Annotated in this window: 13 protein-coding genes; 7 read left to right on the forward strand and 6 right to left on the reverse strand. The window is 64.1% G+C overall.

Annotated features, from left to right (window positions below):
• Positions 1 to 21: 21 nt before the first annotated feature.
• Positions 22 to 1347, forward strand: a complete 1326-nt coding sequence (locus tag NKH70_RS17130) for an NAD(P)H-dependent oxidoreductase (RefSeq protein WP_353025730.1) — start codon at positions 22 to 24, stop codon at positions 1345 to 1347.
• The gene (locus NKH70_RS17135; protein WP_353025731.1) at positions 1340 to 1498 is read left to right on the forward strand and encodes a hypothetical protein; all 159 of its coding nucleotides are present in this window, start codon (positions 1340 to 1342) and stop codon (positions 1496 to 1498) included. Before NKH70_RS17130 ends, NKH70_RS17135 begins: the two co-directional genes overlap by 8 nt.
• A gap of 250 nt (positions 1499 to 1748) precedes the next feature.
• Here the strand turns inward: NKH70_RS17135 and proC are convergent, their stop codons facing one another.
• Positions 1749 to 2564 (reverse strand): pyrroline-5-carboxylate reductase, encoded by an 816-nt coding sequence (gene proC, locus NKH70_RS17140; protein WP_353025732.1) that lies wholly within the window; start codon positions 2562 to 2564, stop codon positions 1749 to 1751.
• A 225-nt stretch (positions 2565 to 2789) separates the two neighbouring features.
• On the opposite strand from proC, the gene NKH70_RS17145 reads away from it, so the two are divergent.
• The 4 genes from NKH70_RS17145 to NKH70_RS17160 all read left to right on the forward strand — a co-directional run bounded on the left by NKH70_RS17145 (position 2790) and on the right by NKH70_RS17160 (position 7400).
• Positions 2790 to 3488, forward strand: a complete 699-nt coding sequence (locus NKH70_RS17145) for a hypothetical protein (protein ID WP_353025734.1) — start codon at positions 2790 to 2792, stop codon at positions 3486 to 3488.
• A 209-nt stretch (positions 3489 to 3697) separates the two neighbouring features.
• Positions 3698 to 4597: a bifunctional methylenetetrahydrofolate dehydrogenase/methenyltetrahydrofolate cyclohydrolase FolD gene (gene folD, locus NKH70_RS17150; protein WP_353025735.1), complete on the forward strand. Its 900-nt coding sequence runs from the start codon at positions 3698 to 3700 to the stop codon at positions 4595 to 4597.
• A gap of 16 nt (positions 4598 to 4613) precedes the next feature.
• Positions 4614 to 5612 carry a GlxA family transcriptional regulator gene (locus NKH70_RS17155; RefSeq protein ID WP_352464953.1) on the forward strand — a complete coding sequence of 333 codons (999 nt, stop codon included), beginning with the start codon at positions 4614 to 4616 and terminating at the stop codon, positions 5610 to 5612.
• A 120-nt stretch (positions 5613 to 5732) separates the two neighbouring features.
• The gene (locus NKH70_RS17160; RefSeq protein ID WP_352916638.1) at positions 5733 to 7400 is read left to right on the forward strand and encodes a vWA domain-containing protein; all 1668 of its coding nucleotides are present in this window, start codon (positions 5733 to 5735) and stop codon (positions 7398 to 7400) included.
• A 39-nt stretch (positions 7401 to 7439) separates the two neighbouring features.
• Here the strand turns inward: NKH70_RS17160 and edd are convergent, their stop codons facing one another.
• From edd to zwf, 3 genes are all read right to left on the reverse strand, one after another.
• On the reverse strand, positions 7440 to 9263 hold the full coding sequence (gene edd / locus NKH70_RS17165; RefSeq protein ID WP_352715523.1) for a phosphogluconate dehydratase: 1824 nt from the start codon (positions 9261 to 9263) through the stop codon (positions 7440 to 7442).
• A gap of 69 nt (positions 9264 to 9332) precedes the next feature.
• Positions 9333 to 10046 carry a 6-phosphogluconolactonase gene (gene pgl / locus NKH70_RS17170; RefSeq protein WP_352715521.1) on the reverse strand — a complete coding sequence of 238 codons (714 nt, stop codon included), beginning with the start codon at positions 10044 to 10046 and terminating at the stop codon, positions 9333 to 9335.
• Entirely contained in the window at positions 10028 to 11497 is a 1470-nt protein-coding gene (zwf, locus tag NKH70_RS17175; RefSeq protein WP_352715518.1) for a glucose-6-phosphate dehydrogenase, read from the reverse strand. The genes pgl and zwf overlap by 19 nt, the downstream gene beginning before the upstream one ends.
• 259 nt (positions 11498 to 11756) lie before the next feature.
• Between zwf and NKH70_RS17180 the strand changes: the two genes are divergently transcribed.
• Positions 11757 to 12518, forward strand: a complete 762-nt coding sequence (locus NKH70_RS17180; RefSeq protein ID WP_352715515.1) for an SDR family oxidoreductase — start codon at positions 11757 to 11759, stop codon at positions 12516 to 12518.
• 63 nt (positions 12519 to 12581) lie between these two features.
• Here NKH70_RS17180 and NKH70_RS17185 read toward each other — a convergent pair whose 3' ends face one another.
• The gene (locus NKH70_RS17185; RefSeq protein WP_353015845.1) at positions 12582 to 13388 is read right to left on the reverse strand and encodes an SH3 domain-containing protein; all 807 of its coding nucleotides are present in this window, start codon (positions 13386 to 13388) and stop codon (positions 12582 to 12584) included.
• 259 nt (positions 13389 to 13647) lie between these two features.
• Positions 13648 to 14934: an NAD(P)/FAD-dependent oxidoreductase gene (locus NKH70_RS17190; protein ID WP_353015847.1), complete on the reverse strand. Its 1287-nt coding sequence runs from the start codon at positions 14932 to 14934 to the stop codon at positions 13648 to 13650.
• Between the last annotated feature and the right edge of the window lie 37 nt (positions 14935 to 14971).

The following is a 14971-nucleotide window of genomic DNA, read 5'->3' on the forward strand; positions in this document are numbered from 1 at the left end:
AAAGCAGTGGACGTTTCCAGTATGACCAATGTCGCATTGACCGGGCTTGCCCGCGATCTTGCCAAGCGCGCCGCGGAGGGCCGCCCGGTGCGCATCGGCGTCATCGGTTCGGGCGAGATGGGCACCGACCTGGTGACGCAAGGCATGCTGATGCCGGGCATTTCGATTTGCGCGATCTCGACCCGCCGCCCGCATACGGCACGTGACGCTATCCGCATTGCTTATGGCGACGAGGCGATGGCAGCCGAAGCGGACAGCGCTTCGAAGGTCAGCCAGGCGATCGAAAGCGGCAAGATCGCCGTCACCTCGAACGAGATGCTGGTCACCAATCCGCTTATCGATGTCGTCATCGATGCCACCGGCAAGCCCGGCGTCGCCGCCGATTTCGACCTGATGGCGATGCAGCATGGCAAGCACCTGGTGATGATGAATGTCGAGGCCGACGTTACCATCGGCTGCTATCTAAAGCAGCAGGCCGACCGGCTCGGCGTCGTCTATTCGGTCGGCGCCGGCGACGAGCCGTCGAGCTGCATGGAGCTGATCGAGTTCGCCTCGGCGCTCGGCTACACCATCGTCTCCGCCGGGAAGGGCAAGAACAACCCGCTCAACCACGACGCCGTTCCGGACGACTACCGCGAGGAAGCGCTGCGCCGCAACATGAACCCGCGCATGCTGGTCGAGTTCGTCGACGGCTCGAAAACCATGGTCGAGATGTGTGCCATCGCCAACGCCACCGGGCTGGTGCCCGACGTTCCCGGCATGCACGGCCCCAAGGCCGATCGCGACGAACTGGTCAAGGTGCTGATCCCGCGCGAGCATGGCGGCATCCTGTCGAAAAAGGGCGTCGTCGACTATACCGTCGGCAAGGGCGTGGCGCCCGGCGTCTTTGTCATCGTCGAGGCGACGCATCCGCGCATCATCGAGCGCATGGATGATCTGCATATTGGCCACGGCCCCTATTACAGCTTCTTCAGGCCCTACCATCTGACCTCACTGGAAGTGCCGCTGACCGCCGCCCGTATCGCGCTCTACGGCAAGCCCGACATGGTGCCGCTGCCGCGGCCGGTGGCCGAGGTCTGCGCCGTGGCCAAACGCGATCTGGCGGCGGGCGAGACGTTCGATGCGATCGGCGAGACCTGCTACCGCTCCTGGACCATGACGGTCGAGGAGGCCCGCGCCCACCACGCCGTGCCGGTCGGTCTGCTCGAAGGCGGCAAGGTGCTGAAACCGGTGCGGAAAGGCGAATTGCTCACCGCCGACAATGCCGCGCCCGACCCGACGACCAGGCTGTTCGCCTTGCGCAGGCTGCAGGACGAGATGCTGTATGGGAATCTGGGTGATGGCTGAGGTGCGGGAACCAGAGTTGAAGCGGGAAAGTGGACGCCTTTCTCTGGCAGAGCGGCTCGCGGCCATTGCCGATGATCTCAGAGCCAAGGCGGGCAAAGACGAACGGCCCGTGAACAAGGACGAGATCGACCACTTGTGGGGGGATCGCTGATATTTGTCGACATTCTAGGCTACCGCGATTTTGACGTCGGCGGGACAGCGCCCCTCTCTGTCCTGCCGGACATCTCCCTCACATGGGGGGAGATCGGACGTCACGCCGGCTTTCGCCAATCTCCAACATAGCAGTTCGTGAGCGGACAGAGGGGGGCGAAGGAGCGCTGCGTAGCGGCTTTTCTAAAGGCGGCTATTGCCGCTGAAACGCACGGCAGACCATCGCCGCCGACCGGCTTCCCCCAAAAGCCCTACTTCCCCAGCTCTATCGACCGCAGCCGCGCCGCTTCCACCGCTTCGGTGAGCAGTTGCGTCAGCCGGTCGCCGCCCATCAGCACCGCAAGGGCGGCAGCCGTCGTGCCGTTGGGGCTGGTCACCTGCTGCCTGAGCAAGCCAGGCTCCTCGCCGCTTTCGGCGGCCAGCGATGCGGCGCCGTAGACCGTCTGCATTGCCAAGAGCTTGGCAGTCCCGGTCGGCAGGCCGGCCTTCTCGGCCGCCACCGTCAGCGCTTCGATGAAATGGAAGATATACGCCGGCCCCGACCCGGAGACTGCCGTCACCGCATCCATCAGGTCCTCGTCGTCGATATCGGCCACTTGCCCGCTCGCGGAAAGCAGGTCGGCGACGAAACGTTTGGTGTCGTCGGAAACCAGCCTGTTGGAAAACACCGCCATCATGCCCTTGCCGATTGCCGCCGGCGTGTTGGGCATGCAGCGCACGATTGGCGCGCGGTCGCCGAGAATATCTTCGAACGCGGCGACCGGCGTCCCGGCGGCGATGCTGAGGAAAGTGGTTCGGCCATCGTTGAAGCGGATGTAGCCAGCCGTCACGTCGCGGATCACCTGCGGCTTGACCGCAATGACGACGAGGGCCGGTACGGCGTCCGCCGGGATGGCGCCGGCATCCGCAGCAGCAGAGCAGCCCAGTGCTTCGGCACGCTTGCGCAACTCGGCGTTGGGCTCGACCACGAACACCGCAGCCGGAGCGAGCTTGCCGGCTTTCAGCCAGCCCGAGAGCATGGCGTAGCCCATATTGCCGCAGCCAGCGAGAACAAGCCTGATCGTCATCGAAAGCCTCCCATAGAGATGGCTTCCCCATAGACGTTCGCGGCAGGGCGGGGAAGCCCCTGTTGGGACTGTGATCAGGCGGAAACCGGACCTGCGATTGGGATGCACATGTAGTCGCGCAGGGGCGGGCCGACCAAATTAACCTTTTATTTCCTGTGCCTGTTTAGCATCGCTTAACCAGTGGCGGTCGCTACGTCCCGGCCCTAGGGGAAAGCTCCAGGAACCATGGCTTACAGGGATAATCGTGAACACTGGAGGAACGAGCGGTCTTTGCTGTCGCTCGTCGAGGCAGTGCGCGACGAAGACGAAGCATCGCTGGTTTCGCTAGAGGACCGTGCAGGCCCGTCATGGCGCGAGGATGCCGCCACACGCCATCGTCTCGCCCGCTCGCGCCGCGAAGCGCGTGCCAGTCCGATCCTGTTGGCAGCCGCCGGCATAAGCCAACCCCATCCTGATGAGCCAAAGGCCGGCACCATGCTGATGGAAGAGGCTGCAGCTGACGATGTAGTTTTCGACCCCGCTGGCTCCCTTGGCGGCCCCGATGCCGGTTCCGCCGAGGACAAAGCGTACCGGGCCGCGCGTACGGGTCCGATCGGCGTAGTGTTGTCGGCGCTGAGCAGGCTCATTCCCGGCAGAGCGCCGGAGGAGATGGCGTCCGGCGAGACTTCCGCCGCCACAAATTCCAGCGCAGCGATGCCGCCTGCCTTCTACCCGCAGCCGCTCTATGCCGGACAGGCACCTTACCCGCAGCAACCCACGCCGCCGCATTCGGCCCATGCTCAGGCCTGGTCGAAGGCGGCAAATCAGGCCTCGGACGCCGCCGATCAGCAAAGCCAGATCGAGGAAATCTGCGCCAGCCTGCGCGAATTCCGGGAGGCGGTTCGCGAGCTCACCGAAAACCGCACGCGCCGCCGCTATTTCTAAGCGTCGAATAAAACATGCCGGTTTCGAGTTAACGGCATGGGACGGCGCATTGACGGGATTGCCCGGCTCGATTTTCGTGAAAATGCCGCGCTGCATGTCCGCCCGCCAGCGCGTGGTTCTGGGCAACGACATGCATAAAACATATCTGGGGCACGCCGCATGGATGCTTTAACGCGGCAGGCTTAGACAATAGGCGTCGAGGGTGGTTCATGGCTGAGTTGATTGACGGAAAAAGCGTCGCCGAAGACGTGGTGCGGCGGGTCAAGGCCCTCACCGCCGAACTGGCGGAAAAGGGCGGACGGCAGCCCGGTCTCGCGGTGGTCATCGTCGGCGAGGATCCGGCGAGCCAGGTCTATGTCGCCTCCAAATCCCGCACCGCCAAGGAATGCGGCTTCCATTCGGTTCAGCACACGCTGCCGGCCGAAACCTCCGAGCCGGACCTGTTGAAGATCATCGGCCAGCTCAACGCCGATCCGGCCATCAACGGCATCCTGGTGCAGCTTCCGCTTCCCGGCCATATCGATTCCGGCAAGATCATCCAGACCATCGCGCCGGAGAAGGATGTCGACGGCTTCCACTTCATCAATGTCGGCAAGCTCGGCACAGGCGAACTCGAGACCGCCTTCGTGCCTTGCACGCCGGCCGGCTCGATGCTGCTGATCGAACGGGTGCGTGGCAAGGACCTGTCCGGTCTCAATGCGGTCGTCGTCGGGCGTTCGAACATCGTCGGCAAACCGATGGCCAATCTTCTGCTTGCCGCCAACTGCACCGTGACCATCGCACACAGCCGCACCAGGGACCTGGCGGCGCTTGCCAGCACCGCCGATATTCTGGTCGCAGCCGTCGGGCGGCCTGAAATGGTCCGCGGCGACTGGGTCAAGCCTGGCGCCACCGTCATCGATGTCGGCATCAACCGCATCGCCGCATCTGAAAAGGGCGAAGGCAAGACCCGCCTCGTCGGCGATGTCGCCTTTGCCGAAGCAGCGAAGGCGGCCGGCGCCATCACGCCGGTGCCTGGCGGCGTGGGGCCGATGACCATTGCCATGCTGATGGCCAACACGTTAGCTTCCGCCTACCTCGCAGCCGGGTTGAAACGGCCTTCCTTCTGACCAGAGAGCAGCGTCCTTGCCGAACCTCACTGTTCCCTTAGAGCGGCCGGTCACCAATGATCCCGTTCAGGGCGGCCGGCAGTTCGGGTTTCTGCTGGTCGACAAGTTCTCCATGTTCTCGCTGGCCGCGGCAATCGACACGTTCCGGTCGGCGAACCGGCTGCTCGGCCGCGATTTCTATGGCTGGACGACGGTGTCGGCCGACGGCGACGCCGTCATGGCCTCCAACGGCCTGCCGCTCAAGATCGACTATGCCGTCGCCGATCTGCCGCCGGTCGATATCCTTTTTGTCTCGGTCGGGCTGACGACGGAATTTCCCGGCAAGAGCAAGGTGCTGGCGGCGCTGCGCAGCTGGGGCCGGCGCGGCAATGCGCTCGGCGCGCTTTCGGTCGGCTCCTATCTGCTTGCCGAGGCAGGGCAGCTCGATGGCTATCGCTGCACCATCCATTGGGAAAACCGCGCCGGTTTCCTCGAACGCTTTCCGGAGATCAACTGCACCGGCAACGTCTTTGAGATCGACCGCAAGCGCTACACCTGCGCCGGCGGCACCACCTCGATCGACCTGATGCTGGAGATCGTGCGCGGCGATTTCGGCTCGAGCCTCGCCAATGGCGTCGCCAACCAGTTCCAGCATGAGCGCATCCGCTCGGCCGGCGACCGCCAGCGCGTCGGCCCGGAGCGCGACCTGACCGGCAAGTCGGAGAAGCTGCGCCGCATCGTCGAGCTGATGGCCGACCATCTCGACGAGCCGCTGTCGGCGGTGCAGCTCGCCAAGTCGGCGGGCCTGTCAGTGCGCCAGGTCGAGCGCCTGTTCCTGCGCCATCTCAGCGTGACGCCCGGGCGCTACTATATGCGGCTCAGACTCGAGCGCGCGCGCGAATTGCTGCGCCAGACCAACATGCCGATCCTCGACGTGGCAATCGCCACCGGCTTCACCTCGCATTCCTATTTTGCCCAGAGCTACCGGCTGCAATTCGGCCGGCCGCCTTCCGAGGAACGCCGCACGACCTATTGAGGGTTTTGCACAGAGGCGGCGCAGCTTCATGCTCCGCCCGGGCTTGTGTCGCGACGCAGCGTCAAATAGCTTTCCGGCGCCGAGCGGCGCCGAGCGGCGGCGACCGAGGGGGAGATATTGATGGCCGGATTTGTGCGGAGCGCCGCTGTGGCGGCCCTGCTGCTGTGGATGACGGGGTTCGGCTTCGCCGCCGATCGCGTCATCGTCATTCTCGATGCCTCCGGCTCGATGTGGGCGCAGATCGACGGCAAGCCCAAGCTCGAAATCGCCCGTCAATCGCTGCGGAACGTGCTGCAATCGGTCCCGGCCGACGAGGAAATCGGCCTCATGGCCTATGGCCATCGCGAGAAGGCCAGTTGCGACGACATCGAACTCATCGTGCCGCCGCAGGCAGGCTCGGCAAGTGCGATCTCAGCCGCGGCCGACAGTCTGAAATTTCAGGGCAAGACGCCGCTGACCGCCGCGGTCAAGCAAGCGGCGGAGGTGTTGAAATACACCGAGGACAAGGCGACGGTCGTGCTCATCACCGATGGCATCGAGACATGCAACGGCGACCCCTGTGCGCTCGGCAAGGAACTGGAGGCTGCCGGCATCGACTTCACCGTCAATGTCGTCGGCTTCGGCTTGACGGCTGCCGAAGGCAAGCAGGTCGCTTGCCTCGCCGACAACACCGGCGGCAAATATCTCGAAGCGTCGGATGAAAAGGCATTGCAGGACGCCCTCGTCGAGACCGTCGCGCCTCCGCCACCCGCCCCTGAACCGGCTCCCGCCCCGCAGCCTGTTCTCCAGCCGGCGCCCGACCAGCCGGCGGAGTCCAATTTCGTGCCCACCGTCGTGCTTGCCGAGGGTGGCGATCCCGTCACCGACGGCAATGCCTGGGAGATCTACAAGGCGAATTCCGACGGCGCGCGCGGCGATCCCGTCACCACCGAATATGGCGCCTACAAGGGCCATCTGGAGCCGGGCGACTATATCGTCGTCGCACGCGCCGGCGAGGCCAGGGCCGAACAGAAGATCAAGATCGAGCCTGGCCAGGTCGCCAAGCCGCACTTCAACCTGAATGCCGGCACGCTGGTCATCCACCCCAGGCCAAGTGAAGGAGCGGACGTTGACGGCGGCGCGGCTGTCGTAGTCGGCTATCCGGGCGTCGACACCCCGCCGACCTATTACGGCGACACGAAAGTCGTGCTGCCGGCCGGTGACGAGAAGGTGACGGTCACGATCGGCCAGGGCATGGTTACCGAGACGATCCCGCTTGCCGCCGGCAGGGTCATCGACAAGGACATCATCGTCGGCGTCGGGCGTATCGTCGCCAACGCCTATTATGCTGCCGGCGGCGACAAGGCCGAGGGTTCGGGCGTCGGCTTCAAGGTGCTCCAGGCGAAAAAGAACGTCGACGGAATCAGGCAGGAGGTGACTTATGCCTACGGTCCGGACAGCAAGTTCGATCTGCCGCCCGACGATTATGTAATGGTCGCGACGGTCGACCTTGCGGTGGCCGAGCAGCCGTTCAGCGTCAAGGTTGGCGACCATCAGGATCTGAAGATCGCGATGAACGCCGGCATGCTGACGATTACCGCGCCAGGGGCCTCGAAGATCGAGATATTCGAGGCCAGGAAGAACATCGACGGAACCCGCAAGTCGGTCGGCTACGCCTATGACCAGAAGTATGAAGCCACCCTGTCGGCCGGCGACTACGCGGTGGTTTCGGAGAAATCGGACAACAGCTCGAAAGAAGGCACGGTAACTGTCAGGGCCGGCGCGCGAGCCGAGCTCACGGTTCAATAGATCTAAGGGAGAGCAGCGATCGGCCGCTCTCCGAAAAAGTCACGCCGTACCGAAGGCGCTGGCGCCATGGTCGGCGCGGCCTACCAACTGCCGGAACCCGGCGAAAAGCTCGCGGCCGAAGCCGAATTCATTGCCTATGAGGTCGCTGTCCGCGGGCCGGCGCAGGGCAAAGTCTCCGGCCGGCACCAGTACTTCGAGCGTTCCGGCCTCCGCATCGAGCCTGATGATATCGCCGTCATGGATCCTGGCGATCGGCCCGTCCTCCGCCGCTTCCGGCGTCACGTGGATCGCCGCCGGCACCTTGCCTGAAGCGCCCGACATGCGGCCGTCGGTGACCAGCGCCACATGCTGGCCGCGGTCCTGCAGGATGCCGAGCACGGTGGTCAGCCTGTGCAATTCCGGCATGCCGTTGGCCTTCGGACCCTGGAAACGAATGACGGCGATGAAGTCGCCGGTCAGCGACCCCGCCTTGAACGCCTCGTTCAGCCCTTGCTGGCTGTCGAACACCTTGGCCGGCGCCTCGATGATGCGCCGCTCCGGCTTGACCGCGGATGTCTTGATGACGGCGTGGCCGAGATTGCCTGAAAGCACTTTCAGCCCGCCGCTCGGCTGGAAGGCCTTCTTGAACGGCGCCAGCACCTTCTCGTCGCCGCTCTCGCGCGGCGATGCCTCGCGCAGAACGCCGCCGTCGGCGCCGAGCTTGGCCTCGACCGCGTAGGGGCGCAGCCCTTCGCCCCACACTGTCTGCACATCCTCGTGCAGGATGCCTGCGTCGAGCAGTTCGCGGATCAGGAAGCCGAGCCCGCCAGCGGCGTGGAAGTGGTTCACATCGGCAAGGCCGTTCGGATAGACCCGCGCCAGCAGCGGCACCGCTTCCGAGATGTCGGAAATATCCTGCCAGGTAATGGCGATGCCGGCCGCCGCCGCCATGGCGATCAAATGGATGGTGTGATTGGTCGAACCGCCGGTGGCGTGCAGGCCGACGATGCCGTTGACGATCGAGCGCTCGTCGATCATCCGCCCGACCGGCGTGTAGGCGTTGCCGAGCGCGGTGATCGCCAGTGCCCGCTTGGTCGCTTCCCTGGTCAGCGCGTCGCGCAGTGGTGTGCCCGGATTGACGAACGAGGCACCAGGCGTGTGCAGGCCCATGATCTCCATCAGCATCTGGTTGGAATTGGCCGTGCCGTAAAAAGTGCAGGTTCCCGGCCCGTGATAGGATTTTGATTCGGCTTCGAGCAGTTCGGCGCGCCCTGCCTTGCCCTCGGCATAGAGCTGGCGGATCTTGGCCTTTTCGTCGTTCGGAATGCCGGTCGTCATCGGCCCGGCCGGAATGAACACGGCCGGCAGGTGGCCGAAGGTCAGCGCCGCGATCACTAGCCCCGGCACGATCTTGTCGCAGACGCCGAGATAGACGGCGGCGTCGAACATGTTGTGGGACAGGCCGATCGCCGCGGCCATGGCGATCACGTCGCGCGAAAACAGCGACAGCTCCATTCCGGGTTGGCCCTGGGTGACGCCGTCGCACATCGCCGGCACGCCGCCGGCCACCTGGGCGATGCCGCCGGCCTCGCGCGCCGCGTCCTTGATCAGCGCCGGAAACGTCTCGAAAGGCTGATGCGCCGACAGCATGTCGTTATAGGAGGTGATAATGCCGAGATTCGGCACCCGGTCGCCGCCAAGCGCCACCTTTTCGGATGGACTGCACACGGCAAAGCCATGAGCCAGGTTGCCGCAGGACAGCACGGCCCGGTTGGCGGTGCGGTTCGAGGCTTCGGCGATGCGGCCGAGATAGGCCTCGCGACCGGGTTTGGAGCGCTCACGGATGCGCTGGGTGATGGCTTCGATGTCGCGTCTTGCGGTCATGGCGGTCGGTCCTTTCAGGCGAGGTCCCGCAACTTCCGGCTGTTGCCGGGACCTGCAGCCAAGTTGAGATCAGGGTGCCCAGAAAACCTCTACGGGCTTTTGAGTGGCATCGAGCACGGCGCGAATGGGCTTTCGTGCTCCAGCTCCAAGCGCGGCCTCGAATGCGGTGCGTTTTTCCGCGCCCTCGATATGCAGCGCGATGAAGGCGGCATTGATGATCCGCGCCAGTGACAGCGTCAGCCGTGGCTCGCCGGCGCTTGCCGCGTGAACCGGCAGCACGATCCTTTGCGACGACGGATCGAGCAATCTTGCCAGGTTGTCGGCATCCGGAAAGAACGAGGCGGTGTGGCCATCAGTTCCCATGCCGAGCACAATGACGTCGAGTGGCCAGGGCACCGCTTGCAGCGCCTCACTGTCGGAGACCGCTGCGCCCTCGATAGTTGCCGCGGCGTGGTAGAGCGGCACGAAATTCGCGGCGGCGGCCGCGTTCTGCAGCAGGTTGGCGGCAACCAGGCCGGCATTGGAGCGCGGCGATGAGGGCGGCACGAAGCGCTCGTCGACCAATGTTATCGTCACCTTTTCCCAGGCGATCGGAACGGTCGAAAGCGCCGCGAAGAATTTCGCCGGCGTCGTGCCGCCCGAGACCGCAAGCAGTGCCGTGCCGCGCTCGGCGATCGCCTTTGAGAGGCAACCGGCGACGTGGCCGGCAAGCGCTGTCGCCAACTCCTGGCGTCCGGCAAATTCGTGCCAGTTGTAGGCGCCGCCTAATTGCTCTCGTGCCATGTCCGCCCGTCGCGTTCGATCAGCGCAATCGAGGCCGAGGGGCCCCATGTGCCGGCGGTGTAGCCTTGCGCCTCTTGCCTTCCGCTTTCCCAGGCGTCCTGGATCGGGTCGATCCATTTCCACGCCGCCTCGACCTCGTCGCGGCGCATGAACAGCGTCTGGTTGCCACGGATGACGTCCATGATCAGCCGCTCATAGGCATCGGGGGCGCGGCCGTCGAAGGATTGCGCAAAACTCATGTCGAGCGGAATCTGGCGCAGCCGCATGCCGCCCGGCCCCGGATCCTTGATCATGATGAACTGCTTGACGCCTTCGTCGGGCTGCAGCCTGATGACCAGTTGGTTGGCGGAAATCGGCCCGGCGCTCTCGCCGAAGATCGAATGCGGGATTGGCTTGAATTCGATGACGATCTCCGAAACGCGCGTCGCCAGCCGCTTGCCGGTCCGGAGATAGAACGGCACGCCCGCCCAGCGCCAGTTGCCGATTTCGGCCTTCAGCGCAACGAAGGTCTCGGTGTTGCTGTTCTTGCCGAGCTCCTCGACATAGCCTTTCACCGGCCCGCCGGCCGAGGCGCCGGCACGGTATTGCCCGCGCACCGTGTGCTTCGGCGCTTCGTTGCCGTTGATGCGTTTCAGCGCCCGCAGCACCTTCAGCTTTTCGTCACGGACGGCATCGGCGTCCATCGACGACGGCGCCTCCATGGCGACGAGGCAGAGCAGTTGCAGCATGTGGTTCTGCACCATGTCGCGCAATGCGCCGGCCTTGTCGTAATAGGTGACGCGGTCTTCCAGGCCGACTGTCTCGGCCACGGTGATCTGCACATGATCGACATTGGCGGAATTCCAAAGCGGCTCGTAGAGCGCGTTGGCAAAGCGCAGCGCCATCAAATTCTGAACCGTCTCCTTGCCGAGATAGTGGTCGATGCGGAAAATCTGGCTTTCATGGAAGTCGTCGCCGACCAGATCGTTGAGCGCGCGCGCCGAAACGAGATCGCGGCCGATCGGCTTTTCCAGCACGATGCGCGAATTCGGCGTGATCAGCCCGTGCTCCTTCAGCTTGTGCGAGATGTCGCCGAACAGCGCCGGTGCCACTGCCAGATAGAAAGCGCGGATGTGTTCGCTGTTGCCAATCGCCTCCCTCAGCCTGTCGAAGCCGGCACCAGTTGTTGCATCTGCCGGGATATAGGAGAGCCGCGCGAGGAACGTCTTCAGTTCCGTGGCGTCGATATCTTCCGGTTTCACATGATCGGCAATCGCCTGCCTGGCGAAAGACTGGAATTCCTCGTCGGTCATCTTCGAACGTGATGTGCCGATGATGCGCGTCGGCTCAGAAAACTGGTGGTCGCGCTGCCGGTGGTACAGCGACGGCAGAAGCTTGCGTTCCGACAGATCGCCGGTGCCGCCGAAAATGATGAAGTCGAAAGGATCGACGGGGATGATCTGGCTGGTCATGGTCTGTCCGCTCTGACGCCGGTCGCGATAACGCGGCTGATATAATCTAATCGATTTAAACTTGCCAGTGCCATTGCGTCACATCCGCGTGTGCTCTTGACACCGGCGCTAGCCGGAGGCTTGTCGGCAAGCGATGCTTCCGGGAGCGTTCGCAGGTGCAGCATAGAGCGGGATCAAGGCGAAAGCCAAAGGAGAAATCGGCAATGGACACACATCTTTCGATGGCCATGGCCAAACGCGTTTTCGATCGTCTTCAACGATGAGTGAGAAAAGCTTGCGCCTCAAAAACAAGGTCGCCATCATCACCGGCGCTGCCTCAGGCTTTGGCGAGGGCATGGCCAGGCGCTTTGCCGAGGAGGGCGCGCGGGTAGTTGTCGCCGATCTGAACGCCAAGGGCGCAGAGCGCGTTGCCGGCGAGATCGGCGAAAAGGCGATCTGGACCCAGACCGACGTCTCGCTGCGGTCCGAATTCGACGACATGGTCAATGCTGCAATGGGCGCCTTCGGCCGCATCGACATCATGGTCAACAACGCCGGTTTTACCCATCGCAACGGTGACATGCTGGATGTCGACGAGGCGACCTTCGATCTGATCATTTCAGTCAACATGAAGGCGATCTACCACGCAGCACTTGCCGTGGTGCCGGTGATGGAGCGGCAAGGCGGCGGCGTCATCCTGACGACGGCCTCCACGGCCGGTATCAGGCCGCGGCCTGGCCTCACCTGGTACAATGCATCGAAGGGCTGGGCGATCACCGCGACCAAATCGATGGCGGTGGAACTCGCGCCGAAGAATATCCGTGTCAACTGCCTCTGCCCGGTTGCCGGCGAGACCGGCATGCTCGCGAAATTCATGGGCGCCGACACACCCGAGATCCGCGAGAAGTTCCGCGCGTCGATCCCGCTCGGCCGGCTTTCGACGCCGCTCGACATAGCCAATGCCGCGCTTTGGCTCGCTTCGGACGAGGCGGCTTTTATCACCGGCGTGGCGCTGGAAGTCGACGGCGGGCGTTGTATTTGAACGGTCCGGTCATCCGGCGGAGGACTGGCTGATGGCGAGCGACCCGCAATCGCTCTGCCGGCCCTACGCCCCGGTTTTGACGTAGCTCTTGTAGACCCAGCCGCGCTTGCCGTTGTAGACGATCTGGCACCATTGCTTGCAGCTCATCACTTGCACCGAGGTCTTGGCCGGCACGGTGAGAATGGCGGCCGCATTCTTTTTTGGGCCGGTGCGCATTGTGACGGACCTCAGGATGCGTCCGGTACCCGCGGTATTGGCTTTTCCGGATTTTGCCTTGGTGCTGCCATTGTCGTCCTCACTCGCGGACTGCGCTGCCGGCAATTGCGGGTTGGGCGTGGGGATGGCGGCGGTCTGCGCGCCGTCGGGCCCGGTGTTTTTCGTCGAGCTTCCGGGAGCCGCCACCTTGGCAAACAAAGCCGCAGCGTCGGGTTTCGCTGCCGGGTCGGCGAATGCCACCGAAGCAGACGATTTATCGGCCGCCTGCTCGGTCTGGCTTGCCAGCTGGTCGGATGCTTCGGTGGCGGCGGCCGATGCCGTCTTTGGCCCCGTCCAGCGGGGATCGTTGGGAGCGAGCGCCGGTATCTCGGCTGCCGCCGCGGCCACTGCCGGGGAAACCGCATCGGCCTTGCCCGTCGTCCGCGGCGCCGCGGCGACCTTGGCAGGCATGATCTTCGTCGTCTTGACCGGAATGGTCGGAACGATCTGCTCAGGGCTCGCCGCCGCCTGCCGCTCATTGGCCGGCAAGGCCAGCCACAGTGCCACTGCGGCGACGCCGAGCAGTGCTGTCGTGCCAAGCGCGGCTATTACCAGATGCGCGTTCGACCGGACCCCGTGCCAGAATGTCGGCCGCATATCATAACCGAATTGCATCGCAAGGCGCCGTCGTTCCGGCGCGCCCAAACTGAAGGGCTCTCTCACTCTTGCCACCTCCATTTGCGGGCCGATGTTCTTACGATCCATGCCGGAGAGCCGGCATTTCGATCGGCATCGGTCCCAAACCAAAAGCGGGCAGGCCCGCAAAAATTCCCCGTTCAGCTGCCCACGAGCATCATCTTTCGCCCGCGATTGTGGCATCACTGCGCCCTTGGCCGGAATTCTGCGTCCCAGTTAAGGATTCTGCAACGTCTGGTTAAATCCTGTCCCGCAACGCGTACCAGTTGAGCGCGAGAAAGAGCAGTGGCGCGCGCAAACGCCGGCCGCCGGGGAAGGATGGAATCTTCAAATCCTCGATCAGCTTCAGCCGATCGCGGTTGCCGGCGACCGTCTCGGCATAAAGCTTGCCGAAAAAGTTCGACAGCATGACGCCGTGGCCGGAATAACCGCCGACCGAGATCACATTGGGCATCACTTCGCGCACGAACGGCTTTCTCGGCACGGTGATGCCGACGTAGCCGCCCCAGCCATGGGTGATCTCGACGTCCTTCAATGAGGGATAGATCTCGGCGATCTGCCGGCGGATGTGGATGTGGATGTCCTTGGGATCGTTGACAGCGTAGATCTCGCGCCCGCCAAACAGCAGCCGCCCATCCTTCGATTTCCGGAAATAGCGCACGACGAAGCGCGAATCGTCGACCGCCTCGCCACCCGGCAACACTTTGGAATCGGCTCCCAGCGGTACCGTCGCGCCGATGAACGAGCCGATCGGCATGATATGCGAGGCACTCACCGGTTCGAGCGCGCCGCCGTAGGCATTGACCCCGATCAGGCATTTAGCGGCGGTGATCGTGCCCTTCGGCGTCGCAACCCTGACCTTGCCGCCGCCGGAGGTAATGCCGGTCGACGGCGTCTGCTCGAATAGCTTTGCGCCGGCCTGTGCCGCGACTTTTGCGGTGCCGATCACCAGTTTCAGCGGATGGATATGGCCGGTGCCGGTGTCGCGGGTGCCGCCGAAATAATGCGTCGAGCCCAGCCGCTCGGCTGTCTCCGCGGCATCCATGAATGAGATGTGCGGATAGCCGAAGCGGCTCGCCATGATCTCGGCATGCGCCTTGTAGTCGTCGACATAGCGCTTCTTGTGCGCCACCGACATCTGGCCGGGCATATAGTCGATCTCGATCTGGTGCATTGCGGCGAAATCGAGCAGATGCGCTTTGGCCTCTTCGGCGAGGTCGAACAGCGCCTTGGCGCGGGAAAAGCCGTACTCCGCTTCCAGCTCCTCTGCCCAGGCCCGTTGTCCGGTGCCGAGCTGGCCACCATTGCGGCCCGATGCGCCGTCACCGAAACGATGGGTTTCGATCAGCACGACATTCGCGCCTGTCTTGGCGAGATGAGCCGCCGCCGACAGGCCGGTAAAGCCGCCGCCGACAATCACCACATCGCATGTCCGGTCGCCGTCGAGCGCCGGATATTCGGGCCTTGGTCCGGCCGTGTCTTCGTACCAGGAGCGGCCGGGGGAGATTGGGGATTGGTAAGTCATGATGCTCGGCTAGGGGAGTAGGGGAGTAGGGGAGTAG

It is taken from the genome of Mesorhizobium sp. M0991, assembly GCF_040318915.1.
Taxonomy (GTDB): Bacteria; Pseudomonadota; Alphaproteobacteria; order Rhizobiales; family Rhizobiaceae; genus Mesorhizobium.

Coding starts and splice junctions, on each gene's coding strand:
- NKH70_RS17130 (WP_353025730.1), top strand. CDS start 22: ATGACCAATGTCGCATTGACCGGGCTTGCCCGCGATCTTGCCAAGCGC.
- NKH70_RS17135 (WP_353025731.1), top strand. CDS start 1,340: ATGGCTGAGGTGCGGGAACCAGAGTTGAAGCGGGAAAGTGGACGCCTT.
- proC (WP_353025732.1), bottom strand. CDS start 2,564: ATGACGATCAGGCTTGTTCTCGCTGGCTGCGGCAATATGGGCTACGCC.
- NKH70_RS17145 (WP_353025734.1), top strand. CDS start 2,790: ATGGCTTACAGGGATAATCGTGAACACTGGAGGAACGAGCGGTCTTTG.
- folD (WP_353025735.1), top strand. CDS start 3,698: ATGGCTGAGTTGATTGACGGAAAAAGCGTCGCCGAAGACGTGGTGCGG.
- NKH70_RS17160 (WP_352916638.1), top strand. CDS start 5,733: ATGGCCGGATTTGTGCGGAGCGCCGCTGTGGCGGCCCTGCTGCTGTGG.
- edd (WP_352715523.1), bottom strand. CDS start 9,263: ATGACCGCAAGACGCGACATCGAAGCCATCACCCAGCGCATCCGTGAG.
- pgl (WP_352715521.1), bottom strand. CDS start 10,046: ATGGCACGAGAGCAATTAGGCGGCGCCTACAACTGGCACGAATTTGCC.
- zwf (WP_352715518.1), bottom strand. CDS start 11,497: ATGACCAGCCAGATCATCCCCGTCGATCCTTTCGACTTCATCATTTTC.
- NKH70_RS17180 (WP_352715515.1), top strand. CDS start 11,757: ATGAGTGAGAAAAGCTTGCGCCTCAAAAACAAGGTCGCCATCATCACC.
- NKH70_RS17185 (WP_353015845.1), bottom strand. CDS start 13,388: ATGCAATTCGGTTATGATATGCGGCCGACATTCTGGCACGGGGTCCGG.
- NKH70_RS17190 (WP_353015847.1), bottom strand. CDS start 14,934: ATGACTTACCAATCCCCAATCTCCCCCGGCCGCTCCTGGTACGAAGAC.